The 15,346-nt window shown below is 71.2% G+C and carries 14 protein-coding genes; 11 read left to right on the forward strand and 3 right to left on the reverse strand.

Annotated elements, in window-relative coordinates; translation table 11 throughout:
• The first annotated feature begins 18 nt into the window (after positions 1–18).
• Both VO99_RS06375 and kduD read left to right on the forward strand, forming a co-directional pair.
• Entirely contained in the window at positions 19–987 is a 969-nt protein-coding gene (locus tag VO99_RS06375; RefSeq protein ID WP_046111978.1) for a tripartite tricarboxylate transporter substrate binding protein, read from the forward strand.
• 13 nt (positions 988–1,000) lie between these two features.
• Positions 1,001–1,765, forward strand: a complete 765-nt coding sequence (kduD, locus tag VO99_RS06380; protein WP_046111979.1) for a 2-dehydro-3-deoxy-D-gluconate 5-dehydrogenase KduD — start codon at positions 1,001–1,003, stop codon at positions 1,763–1,765.
• A 4-nt stretch (positions 1,766–1,769) separates the two neighbouring features.
• On the opposite strand, the gene VO99_RS06385 is transcribed toward kduD, so the two are convergent.
• From VO99_RS06385 to VO99_RS06395, 3 genes are all read right to left on the reverse strand, one after another.
• Positions 1,770–2,402 (reverse strand): PEP-CTERM sorting domain-containing protein, encoded by a 633-nt coding sequence (locus tag VO99_RS06385; protein WP_157039465.1) that lies wholly within the window; start codon positions 2,400–2,402, stop codon positions 1,770–1,772.
• Positions 2,403–2,633: 231 nt separating this feature from the next.
• Entirely contained in the window at positions 2,634–4,394 is a 1,761-nt protein-coding gene (locus VO99_RS06390; RefSeq protein WP_232315282.1) for a S8 family serine peptidase, read from the reverse strand.
• 208 nt (positions 4,395–4,602) lie between these two features.
• The gene (locus tag VO99_RS06395; RefSeq protein ID WP_046112150.1) at positions 4,603–4,995 is read right to left on the reverse strand and encodes a RidA family protein; all 393 of its coding nucleotides are present in this window, start codon (positions 4,993–4,995) and stop codon (positions 4,603–4,605) included.
• Between the two features lie 159 nt (positions 4,996–5,154).
• Here VO99_RS06395 and VO99_RS06400 point away from each other — a divergent pair, with 159 nt between their 5' ends.
• From VO99_RS06400 to VO99_RS06440, 9 genes are all read left to right on the forward strand, one after another.
• On the forward strand, positions 5,155–6,738 hold the full coding sequence (locus VO99_RS06400) for an ABC transporter substrate-binding protein (RefSeq protein ID WP_083440405.1): 1,584 nt from the start codon (positions 5,155–5,157) through the stop codon (positions 6,736–6,738).
• A 20-nt stretch (positions 6,739–6,758) separates the two neighbouring features.
• Positions 6,759–7,703, forward strand: a complete 945-nt coding sequence (locus tag VO99_RS06405; RefSeq protein ID WP_046111981.1) for an ABC transporter permease — start codon at positions 6,759–6,761, stop codon at positions 7,701–7,703.
• Positions 7,703–8,542 (forward strand): ABC transporter permease, encoded by an 840-nt coding sequence (locus VO99_RS06410; protein ID WP_046111982.1) that lies wholly within the window; start codon positions 7,703–7,705, stop codon positions 8,540–8,542. Before VO99_RS06405 ends, VO99_RS06410 begins: the two co-directional genes overlap by 1 nt.
• Positions 8,542–9,600: an ABC transporter ATP-binding protein gene (locus VO99_RS06415; protein ID WP_046111983.1), complete on the forward strand. Its 1,059-nt coding sequence runs from the start codon at positions 8,542–8,544 to the stop codon at positions 9,598–9,600. Before VO99_RS06410 ends, VO99_RS06415 begins: the two co-directional genes overlap by 1 nt.
• Positions 9,597–10,577 (forward strand): ABC transporter ATP-binding protein, encoded by a 981-nt coding sequence (locus VO99_RS06420; RefSeq protein ID WP_046111984.1) that lies wholly within the window; start codon positions 9,597–9,599, stop codon positions 10,575–10,577. The genes VO99_RS06415 and VO99_RS06420 overlap by 4 nt, the downstream gene beginning before the upstream one ends.
• Positions 10,574–11,875 (forward strand): type III PLP-dependent enzyme domain-containing protein, encoded by a 1,302-nt coding sequence (locus VO99_RS06425; RefSeq protein WP_046111985.1) that lies wholly within the window; start codon positions 10,574–10,576, stop codon positions 11,873–11,875. The genes VO99_RS06420 and VO99_RS06425 overlap by 4 nt, the downstream gene beginning before the upstream one ends.
• A gap of 16 nt (positions 11,876–11,891) precedes the next feature.
• Positions 11,892–12,791 carry a MurR/RpiR family transcriptional regulator gene (locus VO99_RS06430; protein WP_046111986.1) on the forward strand — a complete coding sequence of 300 codons (900 nt, stop codon included), beginning with the start codon at positions 11,892–11,894 and terminating at the stop codon, positions 12,789–12,791.
• Positions 12,781–14,259, forward strand: coding sequence for an N-acyl-D-amino-acid deacylase family protein (locus VO99_RS06435; protein ID WP_046112152.1), 1,479 nt, complete (start codon positions 12,781–12,783; stop codon positions 14,257–14,259). The genes VO99_RS06430 and VO99_RS06435 overlap by 11 nt, the downstream gene beginning before the upstream one ends.
• 166 nt (positions 14,260–14,425) lie before the next feature.
• A complete protein-coding gene (locus tag VO99_RS06440) occupies positions 14,426–15,331 on the forward strand; it encodes a transporter substrate-binding domain-containing protein (protein ID WP_052736130.1) in 906 nt (301 codons plus the stop codon).
• The last annotated feature ends 15 nt before the right edge of the window (positions 15,332–15,346 follow it).

Genomic DNA, 15,346 nt, shown 5'->3' on the forward strand with positions numbered 1-15,346 from the left:
CGAGGAGACAAGCACGCCATGACCATCACACGACGCACCACGCTGCAGGCCGCCGGCCTGGCCGCCCTGGGCCTGCTGCAGGCCGCCCCCGCCCGCGCGCAGGACTATCCCCAGCGCCCCATCGAGCTGGTGGTGCCTTATGCCGCCGGCGGCGGCACCGACGCGGTGGCCCGGGCCTTCGCCGAGGCGCTGAAGAAGCACCTGCCGCAGTCGGTGCTGGTGGTCAACAAGGCCGGTGCGGGTGGCGCCATCGGCTTCACCGAGGTGATGTCCTCCCGCCCCGACGGCTACAAGATCGGCGTGGGCACGGTGGAGATCACGATGCTGCCGCACCTGGGCGTGGCCCGCTTCTCGGCCGACGACTTCACGCCCATCGCCCAGCTGAATGCGGAGCCCAGCGCCGTCACGGTGCAGTCCGGCGCGCCCTGGCGCACGCTGGAAGATTTCCTGGCCCATGCACGCGCCAAGCCGGGCGAAGTGCGCATCGGCAACTCGGGCACCGGCGCCATCTGGCACCTGGCGGCCGAGCAGATGGGCCGCAAGACCGGCACCCGCTTCATGCACGTGCCCTATGCCGGCGCCAACCCCGCCATCAACGATTTGCTGGGCGGCCACATCGAGGCGGTGACGGTCAGCCCGTCGGAGGTGGCGCAGCATGTGGCCGGCGGCAAGCTCCGGCTGCTGGGCGTGATGGCCGACCAGCGTGCGGCCCGCTTTGCCGACGTGCCCACGCTGAAGGAGCGGGGCATCGACGTGAGCATCAGCACCTGGCGCGGCATCGTGGTGCCGCGGCGCACGCCGCCGCAGGTGGTGGAGGTGCTGCGCAATGCCAGCCGCCTGGCCGCGCAGGAAGCCGGTTTCCGCGATGCGCTGGCCCGGCTGGACCTGACCCATGTCTATGCCGACGCACCGCACTTCCAGAAGGTGATCGAGCGCGACAACGCCTTCTTCAAGCAGCTGATGGCCGAACTGGGCATCAGCCGCTGAGCGGCGAAGCGGCATGACGGACACCTCCGCCTTCACGCTGCAGGGCCGGGTGGCCCTGGTCACCGGCTGCAACAAGGGGCTGGGCCAGGGCATGGCGCTGGCGCTGGCCGCGGCCGGCGCCCGCATCGTGGCCGTCAACCGCAGCGCGCCCGACGACACCATGGCCCGGCTGCAGGCGATGGGCGCGCCGGCGCTGGACCTGCGGGCCGATTTCACCGACGTGGCCGGCTACGGCGCGCTGGTGGCGCAGGCGGTGCAGGCCTTCGGCCGCGTGGACATCCTGGTGAACAACGCCGGCACCATCCGCCGCGCCGATGCGCTCGACGTCACCGAGGCCGACTGGGACGCGGTGGTCGACCTCAACCTCAAGAGCGTGTTCTTCCTGTCGCAGGCGGTGGCCCGGCAGTGCGTGGCCCAGGGCGGTGGCGGCAAGATCATCAACATCGCATCGATGCTGTCGTACCAGGGCGGGCTGCGCGTGCCGGCCTACACCGCGGCCAAGAGCGCGGTGCTGGGCCTCACGCGGCAACTGGCCAACGAATGGGCGCCGCACGGCATCCAGGTCAATGCCATCGCGCCGGGCTACATGGCCACCGACAACACCGAGGCGCTGCGCGCGGATGCCGACCGCAGCAGCGCCATCCTGGCGCGCATCCCGGCCGGCCGTTGGGGCACGCCGGCCGACCTGGCCGGGCCGGTGGTGTTCCTGGCCTCGGCCGCGTCGGACTACGTCAACGGCTTCACCCTGGCGGTGGACGGCGGCTGGCTGGCGCGCTAGCCAGCTAGCCGCGCCGCCCCCGGCGCAGCGCGGCCACGCCGGCCAGCGCCAGGCCGGCGAGCAGGGCCGAGGCCGGTTCAGGGATCTCCTGCGGCGGGCCGCCGCCATCGTCGCCAAGGCGCGCATACACCGAGAAGTGCGACAGGTCGGGGATGCGGCCGCCGCCGTTGACGAAGCTCATCGACCAGGCGCCGCCACCGCTGCCATCGAACAGCACGTCGTCGAAGAAGTACAGCGCATAGGCGTCGCTGCCCTTCAGCACGCCGATCAGGTCCAGCGTGGTGGGCAGGCTGCCGCCGGTGCCGGTGAGCGTCCAGTTGCCGGACTTGCCGGTGGTGGACGTCAGCGCGAACTGGATGCCCAGCAGGTTGTTGCTGGTGTCGGGGCTGTTGTCGGTGTTGTCCTTCGCGGCCAGGCCCCAGCCGCTCTGCCACTTCAGGCCCAGGCCGTTGATCGCGGCGGCGCTGTCGTTGCCCGACACCACGCCATAACAATCGTTGGCATTGCTGGCGCCACCGGCCGGGCCGTTGACGCCATAGGTCATGTCGCTGACGGCCAGGCCCTGCGGATGTGGCGTGCCGTCGCTGCAGTACAGCGGTGCCGCCATCGCGCTGCCGGCGGCCAGCAAGGCCAGCATCACCGCCGCCTGCCTGGCCTGGCCCATCGACCGTTGGCCGGCCTGCCCTGCTACCCCTTGTCCCCGTGTGGTCCGCATGTGGAACTCCCTGCGTGTATGTGCTGCTTACAACGCAATGGGCGTGCCACCGGACGCAAGTGGTTGTCGTGGTTGGCTTTTCCGGCGTTCCGGCCTGCATGCGGCGGTGCAGCGTGTAACAAGGGCCGACACCTAGGCGCCCGCTTACATCCGTCAGCGGCGCACCGTCAGGCTGGTGCTGGCGGCATTGCCGGCGGCATCCACCGCATCCACCCGCAGCACATGCGCGCCGGCGGCCACCTTGTTGGTGTTCCAGGCATAGCTCAGGCTGCCGCCGCGCACGGCAGCCACCCGTCGGCCGTCGATGAAGAGCGTCTGCGTCAGCGCCGCGGCGCCGGCATCGTCGGTGGCGCTGGTGGACACGGTGACGTTGCCCTTGACGGTGGCCGACGTGGGCGCCACGAAGCGCACCGCAGGCGGCGTGACGTCGGGCGAGGACACCGCGGCGGCATTGGCCACGTTCACCATCACCGGCGCGGCGGCGGCCTGGTTGCCGGCGGCATCGAAGGCCTGCGCCACCAGCGTGGCGCTGCCGTCGGCCACGCCGGTGCTGTCCCAGGTGAAGCCGAAGGGCTGGGCGGTGTCGGAGGCCACCAGCACGCCGTTGGCGCGCAGGTCCACGCGCACCACGCCCACGTTGTCGCTGGCCGAGACATCCACGTTCACCAGGCCCGACACCGTGCCGCCACCGGCCGGCAAGCCGATGGCCACCTGCGGCGGCGTGGTGTCCGCAGCCGGCACGGCCAGCGCCAGCGCGGCACGCACGGCCGCGGCCGCGTCCACCCGCCCGTGGCCGTATTCGGCATCGCGGCCGCTGGCGCCCAGGTCGGCGGCGGTGCTGAACAGCAGGCCCTCGGCCTGCGCCGCGCTCAGCCCCGGCCGGGCGCTGAACAGCAGCGCCGCCACGCCCGCGGCCACCGGGCTGGCGAAGGAGGTACCGGAGACGGCGCCATAGCCGCCGCCACGCCGCGTGGTGTAGATGCCGGCGCCCGGCGCGGCCAGCGACACCACCGGCCCGAAGGACGACCACGCGGCCCGCAGGTCCGCGCCGTCCGTGGCGCCGACGGTCACCAGGGTGGTGGTGGGCGCGGTGGCCAGCTCGACGCCGCCGTTGCCCGCGGCAGCGAACACGAGGCCACCCTTGCTCTTCATGTACTGGCTGGCGTTCTGCACCGTGCTGCTGCCGGACACCATGTAGCTCACGTTGGCCACCCGCACGTTGCGGTCGGCGGCATGCACCAGGCCTTGCGCCACCAGGCTCCAGTAGCCGTTGCCGCTGGCGTCCGAGATGCGGATCGGCATGATGCGGGCCAGACCGGCCACCCCGGCCACGCCCAGTCCGTTGTCGGTGGCGGCCGCGGCGCTGCCGGCCACGCTGGTGCCGTGGCCGTGCACATCGGTGGTGTCGGCGGTGTTGTCGTGGAAGTTCCAGCCGGGCACCAGGCGCGGCGCCAGGTCGGGGTGGCTGGCGTCCACGCCGGTGTCCAGGATGGCGATGGTCACGCCCGCGCCCTGCGACAGGTCCCAGGCCGCGGGCGCCTGGATGACCGGCAGGTGCCAGGCCGCACCCAGGTAGGGGTCGTTGGCCACCAGGCTGGGCGGCAGGCGGCGGTCCAGCTCGGCCGACTTGTAGTGCGGATGGCGGCGCAGCTTGTCCACCATCGCCTGCTCGCTGCCCGCGGGCACCTCGATCACCAGCAGGTTGGAACGACCCACCCGCCGGGCGCGGGCATGGTCGGCGCGCAGCTGCGCGGCCACATGGACATCGCCCAGGCCGGCACGGGCCACGGCCAGGATGCGGCCGGTGGCATGGCCGGCGTCGGCGGCATCGGCCGCATGGGCGGACGGCGCCAGCGCGGCCATGGCGGCCAGCGCGGCCAGGGAAGCGGCGAAGGGGATCTTGCAGGCAGGCACGTGGTCTCCCGGTCGTTGGATGTGACCGGGAAGAACGGACGCGGCCGGCGCGGCTTGAGGCCGCCCTGGTTACAAAGGGAACCGCATGGCCGCTGCTGGCGCGGCCGGCGAGTGGGTGCTAAGGCCTAGGAAGCTCGTGTGCATGGCACCGGACCTGCAACGCAGGGCGGTGCGTGGCGCACGCTGAGCAGCGTTGCAGCCCGCGCCCCTAGGCCGCGACGGGTCGGTAGGCGATGACGTCGATCTCCACCTTCGCATCGACCATCAGCCGCGCCTCGGTGGTGGAACGGGCCGGCTTGCCGTTGGGGAAGTAGCTCATGTAGATGCGGTTGAAGGCACCGAAGTCGCGAGCGTCCTGCAGCCAGCAGGTGCACTTGCAGACATCGTCGAAGGTGGCACCGGCCAGCGCCAGCACGGCCTTCAGGTTTTCCATCACCTGCCGCGTCTGTGCCTCGATGCCGCCGGCCACGATCTCGCCCTCGGCATTGGCGGGCACCTGGCCCGACACGTAGATGAAGTCGCCCGCACGCACCGCGGGGGAGAAGGGCCGCGCCTGGCGGTCGGAAGCGACGGGCGGCAGGCCGAGGTAATCGAGCGGCATCACAGGCTCCGGTGGATTGATGATGAAAGTGTATTTCAGCATCACGCCGCAAAGCACGGGATTTCCCGGGTACAAAAGCTGCATGCGTCGGCGATAGTTCGATTGAACTGAAAACTTCTTTCACCAACGGGGTGCATCGCCCTGTTCCGGAGTACCCGCATGCACACAGAAGAAGCCTGTTTCGTACCGTCGTCGAGCACTCGCCGGCGCAGCCTGGTGCTGACCCCGCTGGCCCTGGCCGCCGGCCTGGTGCTGACCACCTTCGGCACCGCCGCGCAGGCCCAGGCGCCGCGCAACCATGCCACCCTGGCGATGGTGGCGGAGCCGCAGACGCTGGACCCGATGGCCTCCACCGCCGACCTGGTGGGCACCATCATGCAGCACGTGTATGAGCCGCTCTACACCTTCGACGCGCAGTGGAAGGTGGTGCCGATGCTGGCCGAGGCGGCGCCAAAGATCACGCCCGACGGCAAGCGCTACAGCATCACCCTGCGCAAGGGCGTGATGCTGCACAGCGGCCGCGAGCTGAATGCGGAGGACGTGGTGGCCAGCCTGCAGCGCTGGATGGAACAGGCGCCGCGCGGCAAGGCGCTGGCCAAGGAAGTGGAGAGCATCCAGGCCAAGGGCGCGCTGGGCATCGAGATCGTGCTCAAGCAGCCCTATGCCCCGCTGCTGGCCCAGCTGGCGCTGCCCAGCGGCATGGCCGCCATCATGGCCAAGGAAAGCATTGCCACCCCGCTGAAGGACTTCGTCGGCACCGGCCCGTACCGCTTCAAGGAGCGCCGGCCCGACCAGTTCGTGCTGCTCACCCGCTTCGACAAGTACAGCCCGCGCAAGGAGGCCGCCAGCGGCTATGGCGGCAAGCGCGAGGCCCTGATCGAGGAGCTGCGCTTCACGCCGGTGCCCAATGCCAACACCCGCGTGGAAGGCGCGCTGGCCGGCCAGTACGACTTCGCCGACCTGCTGCCGGTGGAAGCGCTGACGCGGCTGGAGAAGAGCGGCGGCAAGACGGTGCCCATCCTCACGCCGTCGTTCGGCTTCCCGTACCTGGTGCTCAACACCAAGGAAGGCGTGGCCGCCAACCAGGCGGTGCGCCAGGCGCTGCAGGTGGCCATCGGCCAGGGCGAGATGCTGGCCGCCGGCTTTGGCGACACCCGCTTCTTCATTGCCGAAGGCAACCATTTCCCCAAGGGCTCGCCGTTCTACGCCACCGCCGGCACCGACCAGTACAACCAGCGCAACGCCAAGAAGGCCAAGGAAATGGCCGAGAAGGCCGGCTACAAGGGCGAGCCGGTGCGCGTGCTCACCAGCCGCCAGTACGACTTCCACTACAACATGGCGCTGCTGATGGCCGAGCAGCTCAAGCGCGCCGGCTTCAAGGTGGACATGAACGTGGTGGACTGGGCCACGCTGGTGCAGCGCCGCAACGACGCCAAGCTGTGGGACGTGTACGTGACCCACAGCGGCCAGTTCCCGGAGCCGATGCTGTCGCCGCCGCAGCTGGGGGATGGCGCGCCCGGCTGGTGGAGCAGCCCGGCCAAGCAGGCCGCGCTGGCCGCCTTCAACACCGAGACCGATCCCGCCAAGCGCGGCGCGCTGTGGGCCAAGGTGCAGCAGGTGGTGTACGACGAGGTGCCTTACATCAACGTGGGCAAGTTCAACGGCCTGTCGGCCAAGAGCCCGGCGCTGCAGAACTACCAGCCGGCCACCTGGCCGTTCTTCTGGAACACCTCCATCAAGTAAGCCCACGCGGTCCCACGGCGATGCATCGCTTCATCCTCCACAAGGCACTCGGCATGCTGTCGGTGCTGGCCATCGTCGCGGTGATGGTGTTCGTGCTCACGCGCGCCGCCTCGGGCGACCCGATCTCGGTGCTGCTGGGCGACCAGGCCACCGCGGCCGACATCGCCCGCGTGCAGGCGGAATACGGGCTGGACCGGCCGCTGCCGGTGCAGTTCGTGTACTGGCTGCGCGAGGTGCTGCAGGGCAACCTGGGCGAGTCCATCTTCCTGCAACGGCCGGTGACGCAGGCGCTGTGGGAACGGGCCGAGCCCACCACGCTGCTGTCGCTGATGGCGGTGGCCATCGCCACGCTGATCGGCGTGCCCTGCGGCATCGTCTCGGCGGTGTACCGCGGCCGCGCGGTGGACCAGCTGTTCACCGGCGTGGCCATGCTGGGCGCCAGCGTGCCCAGCTTCTGGCTGGGGCTGGTGCTGATCCAGCTGTTCGCGGTGTCGCTGGGCTGGTTTCCTGTGTCCGGCTACGGCGCGCCCGATGCGCCGCTGGCCGAGCGGCTGCATGCGCTGGTGCTGCCGGCCACGGTGCTGGGGCTGCTGAACTCGGCGCTCATCATCCGCTTCACCCGCGCCTCCATGCTGGACGTGCTGGGCGAGGACTATGTGCGCACCGCGCGCTCCAAGGGCCTGGGCGAGGGCACGGTGGTGCTCAAGCATGCGCTGCGCAATGCGCTGGTGCCCATCGTCACCGTGGTGGGCCTGACCACCGCGCTGATGATCGGCGGCGCCGTGGTCACCGAGACGGTGTTCGGCCTGCCCGGCGTGGGCAACCTGGTGGTCAATGCGGTGCTGCGCCGCGACTATCCCGTCATCCAGGGCGCGCTGCTGGTCATTGCGGCCATCTACGTGCTCATCAACTTCGCGATCGACATGCTGTATGCGGTGGTCGATCCGCGCGTGAAAGTAGGCTGATGAAGATGCCTCGTCTGCTGCGACAGCTGATGCACCGCCGCATCGTGATGGTGTCGGCGCTGGTGCTGCTGGTCATCGCGGTGATGGCCGCGGGCGCGCCGCTGTTCGCCTCGGCCGACCCCAACGACACCGCCATCCTCGACCGGCTGAAGGCGCCCAGCGCCCAGCACCTGATGGGCACCGACGAGCTGGGCCGCGACCTGTATGCGCGCATCGTGCATGGCGCGCGCTACTCGCTGACCATTGCCGCGCTCACCGCGCTGGGCTCGGTGATCGCAGGCACCGCGCTGGGCCTGGTGGCCGGCTTCTTCCGCCGGCTGGACGCGCCGCTGATGCGCGTGGTGGACGCGATGATGGCCTTTCCCGACATCCTGCTGGCCATCGCGCTGGTGGCCATCCTCGGGCCCTCGCTGGCCAACGTGGTGCTGGCGCTGGTGCTGGTGTACACGCCGCGGGTGGCGCGGGTGGTGCGCGCTTCCACCCTGGTGCTGCGCGAGCTGCTGTTCGTGGAAGCGGTGCGGGCGCTGGGCGTGCGCACCTCGCGCATCCTGTGGCGCCACATCCTGCCCAACCTGATGTCGCCGATCCTGGTGCAGGTGTCGTTCATCTTCGCGTACGCCATCCTGGCCGAGGCGGGGCTCAGCTTCCTGGGCGTGGGCGTGCCGCCCGACATCCCCACCTGGGGCACGATGGTGGCGGGCAGCCAGCAGTACGCGCACCAGGCCTTCTGGGTGGTGCTGTTCCCGGGCCTGGCCATCATCTTCACCGCGCTGTCGCTGCAACTGCTGGGCGACGGCATCCGCGACCTGCTCGACCCCAAGCTGAAGAAGGCCGCCTGATGAGCCCGCCCACCGCACCCTCCTCCGCCGCGCCGCGGCTGAGCGTCCGCCACCTGAGCACCGCCTTTCCCACCGAGGAAGGCCTGGTGCGCTCGGTGGCCGACGTCAGCTTCGCCATCCAGCCCGGCAAGACCACCGCGCTGGTGGGCGAATCGGGCTCCGGCAAGTCGGTCACCAGCCTGACGCTGATGCGCCTGCTGCCACGCACCGCCAATGCACAGGTCACCGGCGAGGCCACCTTCATCACCCGCGAAGGCCAGTCGGTGGATCTGCTTCGCATCGACGAGCCCGCGATGCGCCGGCTGCGCGGCAACCAGCTGTCGATGATCTTCCAGGAGCCGATGACCAGCCTGAACCCGGTGTTCACCATCGGCGACCAGATTGCAGAAAGCGTGCGGCTGCACAAGGGCCTGGACCGCCGCGCGGCGCTGGCGCATGCGCTGCGCATGCTCGACCTGGTGGAGATCCCGGCTGCGGCGCAGCGCCTGCACGAGTACCCGCACCAGCTGTCCGGCGGCATGCGCCAGCGGGTGATGATCGCGCTGGCCATGGCCTGCGACCCCACGCTGCTGATCGCCGACGAGCCCACCACCGCGCTCGACGTGACCATCCAGGCGCAGATCCTGATGCTGATGCGCCGGCTGCAGGCCGAGACCGGCATGAGCATCCTGTTCATCACCCACAACCTGGGCGTGGTGGCGCACCATGCCGACGACGTGGTGGTGCTGTATGCCGGCCGCGTGGTGGAGCAGGCGCCGGTGCGGCCGCTGTTCGCGCAGCCGCGGCATCCCTACACCCAGGGCCTGCTGGCCTGCCTGCCGGGCAAGGCGCGGGCGCCCGGCCAGCCGCGGCCCAAGCGCCTCTTCGCCATCCGCGGCCAGGTGTCCAGCCCGCTGGCGCCGCCGCCGGGCTGCGCCTTCGAGCCGCGCTGCGACCTGGCCCTGCCGGCCTGCCGCGAGGCGATGCCGCCGTTGATCGACGTGACCGACACCCCCGGGGCACCGCGCCAGGCGCGCTGCATCCGCGTGGAAGGCACTGCCTTGCAGGAGGCGGCATGACTCTTGTGCAGCAACCGCTCATCGAAGTGCGCGGCCTGAAGAAGTACTTCGGCAGCGGCGACCGGCCGGTGCGCGCGGTGGACGACGTCTCCTTCGCCATCTACCCCGGCGAGACGCTGGGCCTGGTGGGTGAATCCGGCTCCGGCAAGAGCACCATCGGCCGCACGGTGCTGCGGCTGCTGGAGCGCACCGCCGGTACGGTGGAGTACCGCGGAGAGGACCTGGGCAGCCTGTCGGCCGAGCGCATGCGCCGGCTGCGGGCCAAGCTGCAGATCATCTTCCAGGACCCCTATGCCAGCCTCAACCCGAAGATGCGCATCAGCGCCATCCTGGCCGAGGCGCTGAGCACCCACGGCCTGGCCCGCACCCGCGCCGAGCGGGATGCACGCATCGCCGAGCTGCTCACCACCGTGGGCCTGCGGCCCGAGCATGCCGACCGCTTTCCGCACGAGTTCTCCGGCGGCCAGCGGCAGCGCATCGGCGTGGCCCGTGCGCTGGCGGTGGAGCCGGAATTCATCGTGGCCGACGAGCCGCTGTCGGCGCTGGACGTGTCGATCCAGTCGCAGGTGATCAACCTGCTGGCCGACCTGCGCGAGCGCTTCCAGCTCACCATGCTGTTCATCTCTCACGACCTCGACGTGGTCGAATACCTCTGCGACCGGGTGGTGGTGCTGTACCTGGGCAAGGTGATGGAGGTGGCCACCACCGAAGCCTTGTTCGAGAGGCCGCTGCATCCGTATACCCAGGCGCTGCTGGCCGCCAGCCCGAAGCCCGACCCCCTGCTGCCGACGACGCACGTCGCGCTCCAGGGTGACATCCCCAGCCCCATCGCGCCGCCTTCGGGCTGCGTGTTCCGCACCCGCTGCCCGCATGCCATCGACGCCTGCGCCCAGCAGGTGCCGCCGCTGGCCGAGGTGTCGCCCGGACGCTGGCGTGCCTGCATCCGCACCGAACTCATGGAACCTGCCGACGCATGACGACGCCTCTCTTCTCCTCCCTGCTCGACCCGATGCTGGACGCGGGCTTCAAGGGCTATCCGCACACCGCCGCGCCCCGCCGCGCCAGCGAAGTGGCCCAGGCCGGCTGGAACGTGCTGGCCGGCGACCTGCCACTGCCCATCGCCCTGATCCAGCGCGAGGCGCTGGAACACAACGTCGGCTGGATGCAGCGGCAGGTGCGCGGCTGGGGCATCGACCTGGCGCCGCACGGCAAGACGACGATGTCGCCGCAGCTGTTCCAGCGGCAGATCGAGGCCGGCGCCTGGGGCATCACCTTCGCCACCGTCAAGCAGCTGGCCCTCGGCGTGGCCGCCGGCGTGCAGCGGGCGCTGATCGCCAACCAGGTGTTCGGCGACGACGACCTGGCCGGCATCCAGGCGCTGCTGCAGGCGCAGCGCGGGCTGCGGGTCGCCTTCCTCGTCGATTCCGTGGCGCAGCTGGACTTGATCGAGCAATGGTCTGACGCGCATGCGGGCTGCCAGCCCTTCGAGGTGCTGATCGAGATCGGCGTGGCGGGCGGCCGCAGCGGCTGCCGCACGCACGCGGAAGCAGTGGCGCTGGCCGCGCGGCTGCATGCCAGCGCCGCGGTGAAGCTGGTGGGCATCGAGTGCTACGAAGGCCTGGGCGCGCAGGGCCGCAGCGAGGCCGACGTGCCCTATGCCCAGGCGCTGATGGCGCGGGTGCAGGCCATCGCGCTGCACTGCGACGCGGCCGGCTGGTTCGAAGCCGACGAGGTGCTGCTGACCGCCGGCGGCTCCGCCATCTTCGACCTGGTGGCGCCGATGCTGCGCCCCGCGCTGGCCAAGCCGGTGCGTGGGCTGCTGCGCTCGGGCTGCTACGTTACGCACGACCACGGCTTCTACAAGCGCATGGTGAGCGTGGTGAACCAGCGCTGCGGCTGCGCCGACGGCGAAGGCCTGCGCCCCGCGATGGAGGTCTGGGCCGCGGTGCAGTCGCGGCCCGAGCCCGGCCTGGCCATCGTGGCGGTGGGCAAGCGCGACATCTCCTTCGACCTCGACCTGCCCGTCCCCTTCGCCCGCGCGCCGCGCGGCAGCCTGCAGCCGCAGCCGGTGCCGGCGGGCTGGAAGATCACCGGCCTGAACGACCAGCATGCCTACCTGCGCTGGGACGCCGCCGACGAAGCCGGAGCGCCCCAGGTGGGCGAGCGCATCGGCCTGGGCATCTCCCATCCCTGCACCACCTTCGACAAGTGGCACTGGATGCCGGTGGTGGAGCGCGACTACACCGTGTCGGGCGCCGTCTCGATGCACTTCTGACCATGCCCTTCCCACGATGAACACCGGCCTGCTCCACAAGGTGGCGGAGATCCGCGACAAGGCGCCGGCCACGCGCCGGGCCATCCTCGACATGATCCTGGAGGACCCCGACCGGGTGCTGCAGGAAAGCTTCGAGATGCTGGCCGAACGATCGGCCAGCTCGGTGCCCACCATCATGCGCACCTGCCGCGACCTGGGCTTCGCCGGCCTGCGCGAATTCAAGCTGGCCCTGGCCCAGGAGCTGGCGGTGGGCGGCTCGCCGCTGCACCGCCGCGTCAACATCGAGGACACCGCCGACGAGGTGGTGGCCAAGGTGGCGCGCAGTGCCGCCGCCTCGGTGGCCGGCGTGCGGGCGCAGCTCGACATGCAGGTGCTGATGGCCGCGGTGGACGCCATCGCCACCGCGCCGCACATCGACGTCTACGGCGCGGGCAACACCTCGTGGTTCATGGCCACCGACCTGCAGGCCCGGCTGTTCCGCCTGGGCCTGTCGGCCAACGCCTGGTCCGACTACCACCTGCAGCAGGTGGCCGCCGCCGCGCACCGGCCGGGCGGCGTGATCATCGCCATCTCGCACGTGGGCGGCATGCCGTCGCTGCTGGACACGGTGGACATCGCCCGCGCCCAGGGCGCCAAGGCGGTGTGCATCACCCGGCCCGGCACGCCGCTGGCCGAGCGGGCCGACTGGCTGCTGGCGCTGTCGGTGCCCGACGATGCGGTGATGCATGTGGGCATCGATGCCTACCTGACGCACCTGACCCTGATCGAGATCCTGACGGTGCTGGTGGCCCAGCGCGTGGGCGAGCCCGCGGTGCAGCGGCTGCGCGGCGTGCGCGAAGCACTGCAGCGCCACGGCGTGGACCTGCGCACGCATCCGCTGCAGAGCTGGGATGGTGGAGCCGCCGATGCACGCTGACACGCCCGCCACGCTGCTGCAGGCCGGCCTGGTCGTGGACGGCAGCGGCCACCCCGCCTGGACCGGCGACGTGCTGCTGCACGGCGACCGCATCGAACGCATCGGGGAAGGCCTGCTGCAGCGCCTGCCCGACGGCCTGGCGCCGCAGGACGTGACGGTGGTCGACTGCCGTGGGCAGGTCATCGCACCCGGCTTCATCGATGCGCACACCCACGACGACGCCATCGTGCTGCGCCAGCCGGAATACCTGCCCAAGCTGTCGCAAGGCATCACCACGGTGGTGACGGGCAACTGCGGCATCTCCTTGGCGCCGTACCGCACCGGCCAGGCGCTGCCGCCGCTCACGCTGCTGGGTGCGGATTCCTTCCGCCACGCCACCATGGCCGAGTACCAGGCCGCGGTGGCGGCCGCCGAGCCGGCGCTGAACGTGGCCGCGCTGGTGGGCCACACCACGCTGCGCTTTGCCGCCATGCAGGATCTGGCCCGCGCCGCCACGCCCGACGAGCAGGCCCGCATGGCCGCGCTGCTGGACGAGGCGATGGCCCAGGGCGCGCACGGCCTGTCCTCCGGCCTGTTCTACGAGGAAGCCTTCGCCGCGCCGGCCGACGAGGTGACCGCGCTGGCCCGGGTGGTGGCCCGCCACGGCGGCGTGTACGCTACCCACCTGCGCAGCGAGATGGCCACCATCCTCGAGGCGATGATGGAAGCCGCCGACAGCGCCTTCGAGGCCGGCGTGCCGCTGGTGCTGTCGCACCACAAGTGCGCCGGGCCGCAGAACTGGGGCCGCACCCGCGAGACGCTGCCGCTGGTCGATACCCTTGCCTTGCGCCAGTCGGTGGCAATGGACGTCTACCCCTACGTGGCCGGCTCCACCGTGCTGCGCGAAGACCTGGTGGACGGCGTGATCGACGTGATGCTCACCTGGAGCGACCCGCACCCCGAGCTGGGCGGCCGGCTGCTGTCGGACATCGCGGCCGAATGGGGCGTGAGCCAGCAGGCCGCCTGCCGCCGGCTGCAGCCCGGCGGCGCCTGCTACTTCCAGATGGACGAGGCCGACGTGGAACGGGTGATCGCCCACCCGCGCAGCATGATCGGCAGCGACGGCCTGCCGCACGACCGCCATCCGCATCCGCGGCTGTGGGGCGCCTTCCCGCGGGTGCTGGCGCGCTACTGGCGCGAACGCCAGCTGTTCACGCTGGAACAGGCGGTGCACAAGATGACCGGCCTGACCGCGCGCAACTTCCGCATCGAGGACCGCGGCCTGCTGCGCCCCGGCCTGCAGGCCGACGTGGTGGTGTTCGATCCGCAGCGCGTGGCCGACACCGCCACCTACGACCAGCCAATCAGCGTCAGCCAGGGCATCGGCCGGGTCTACGTCAACGGCGTGCTGGCCTATGCCGAGCCCGCCGAAGGCGCGCAGCCCCGGGTGCTGGCCCGCGCCGGCCGCATGCTGCGGCGCGGCGGCTGAAGACGCCGGCCGGCGGCCGCCACCCGCCGCCGCCGGGGCACCGCGCCCGCGTGCACCATTGCGCGGCGCCGCGGTGCACGCCGCAGCCCGCTGCGTTCGCCACTCCAGAACGGCGCGCTCCGGCCGATAGGCACCTTGTTGCAAGTTGCAGTCGGACGGAACCCCCATGAAGTACCTGTGGAAGTGGTTGGCCCCGGCGCTGGTCCCGCTGCTGGCGGCCGCGCTGAGCGGCACCGCCCTGCCCTCGCGCGCGGCCGACCTGGCCGAGATCCAGGCGCGGGGAGAGCTGCGCCACCTCGGCATCCGCTACGCCAACTTCGTCACCGGCGACGGCGACGGCTTCGACGTGGAGCTGGTGCGCGGCTTCGCCCGCCACATCGGCGTGCAGTACCGGCTGGTCTACACCGATTTCTACAGCGTGCTGCGCGACCTGCTGGGCCAGGACGTGGCCCGCCAGGGCCAGCGCGTGGTGCTCAGCGGCCGCCATCCGGTGCGCGGCGACATGATTGCCGCCGGCTTCACCGTGCTGCCCTGGCGGGAGCAGGTGGTGGCCTATTCGGCGCCCACCTTCCCTTCGCAGGTGCTGCTGGTGGCGCGCGCCGATTCGCCGCTGCGGCCGATCGCCGGCAGCCCGTCGCTGGCCGATGACATCCGCCAGACCAAGGCCCTGATCGGCCGCCGCAGCCTGCTGGTGATGGAACGCACCTGCGTCGATCCCGCCAACTACGGCCTGAAGGACGTGGGCCTGGACCTGCGGGCCTACACCAAGAGCACCAACCTGAACGAGATGGTGCCGGCGCTGCTCAACGGCGAGGCCGAGCTCACGCTGCTGGACGTGCCCGACGCCATCCTCGACCTGCAGAAGTGGGCCGGCCAGATCAAGGTGCTGGGCCCCATCTCGGAGGAACAGGTGCTGGCCGCCGCCTTCCCCAAGGACGCGCCGGCGCTGCGGCAGGCCTTCGACGACTACCTGCGCGGCCTGCGCGCCGACGGCAGCTACGACCGCCTGGTGGACAAGTACTACCGCGGCATCCGCCGCTACTTCCCCGCCTTCTTCGCCACCCCGCGCTGACCGCCGCACCCGCCG

The organism is Aquincola tertiaricarbonis (assembly GCF_000969605.1).
Classification (GTDB): domain Bacteria; phylum Pseudomonadota; class Gammaproteobacteria; order Burkholderiales; family Burkholderiaceae_C; genus Aquincola; species Aquincola tertiaricarbonis.

Coding starts and splice junctions, on each gene's coding strand:
- VO99_RS06430 (WP_046111986.1), top strand. CDS start 11,892: ATGAACACCGGCCTGCTCCACAAGGTGGCGGAGATCCGCGACAAGGCG.
- VO99_RS06425 (WP_046111985.1), top strand. CDS start 10,574: ATGACGACGCCTCTCTTCTCCTCCCTGCTCGACCCGATGCTGGACGCG.
- VO99_RS06435 (WP_046112152.1), top strand. CDS start 12,781: ATGCACGCTGACACGCCCGCCACGCTGCTGCAGGCCGGCCTGGTCGTG.
- VO99_RS06400 (WP_083440405.1), top strand. CDS start 5,155: ATGCACACAGAAGAAGCCTGTTTCGTACCGTCGTCGAGCACTCGCCGG.
- VO99_RS06415 (WP_046111983.1), top strand. CDS start 8,542: ATGAGCCCGCCCACCGCACCCTCCTCCGCCGCGCCGCGGCTGAGCGTC.
- VO99_RS06410 (WP_046111982.1), top strand. CDS start 7,703: ATGAAGATGCCTCGTCTGCTGCGACAGCTGATGCACCGCCGCATCGTG.
- VO99_RS06420 (WP_046111984.1), top strand. CDS start 9,597: ATGACTCTTGTGCAGCAACCGCTCATCGAAGTGCGCGGCCTGAAGAAG.
- VO99_RS06395 (WP_046112150.1), bottom strand. CDS start 4,995: ATGCCGCTCGATTACCTCGGCCTGCCGCCCGTCGCTTCCGACCGCCAG.
- kduD (WP_046111979.1), top strand. CDS start 1,001: ATGACGGACACCTCCGCCTTCACGCTGCAGGGCCGGGTGGCCCTGGTC.
- VO99_RS06385 (WP_157039465.1), bottom strand. CDS start 2,402: ATGCTGGCCTTGCTGGCCGCCGGCAGCGCGATGGCGGCACCGCTGTAC.
- VO99_RS06440 (WP_052736130.1), top strand. CDS start 14,426: ATGAAGTACCTGTGGAAGTGGTTGGCCCCGGCGCTGGTCCCGCTGCTG.
- VO99_RS06375 (WP_046111978.1), top strand. CDS start 19: ATGACCATCACACGACGCACCACGCTGCAGGCCGCCGGCCTGGCCGCC.
- VO99_RS06405 (WP_046111981.1), top strand. CDS start 6,759: ATGCATCGCTTCATCCTCCACAAGGCACTCGGCATGCTGTCGGTGCTG.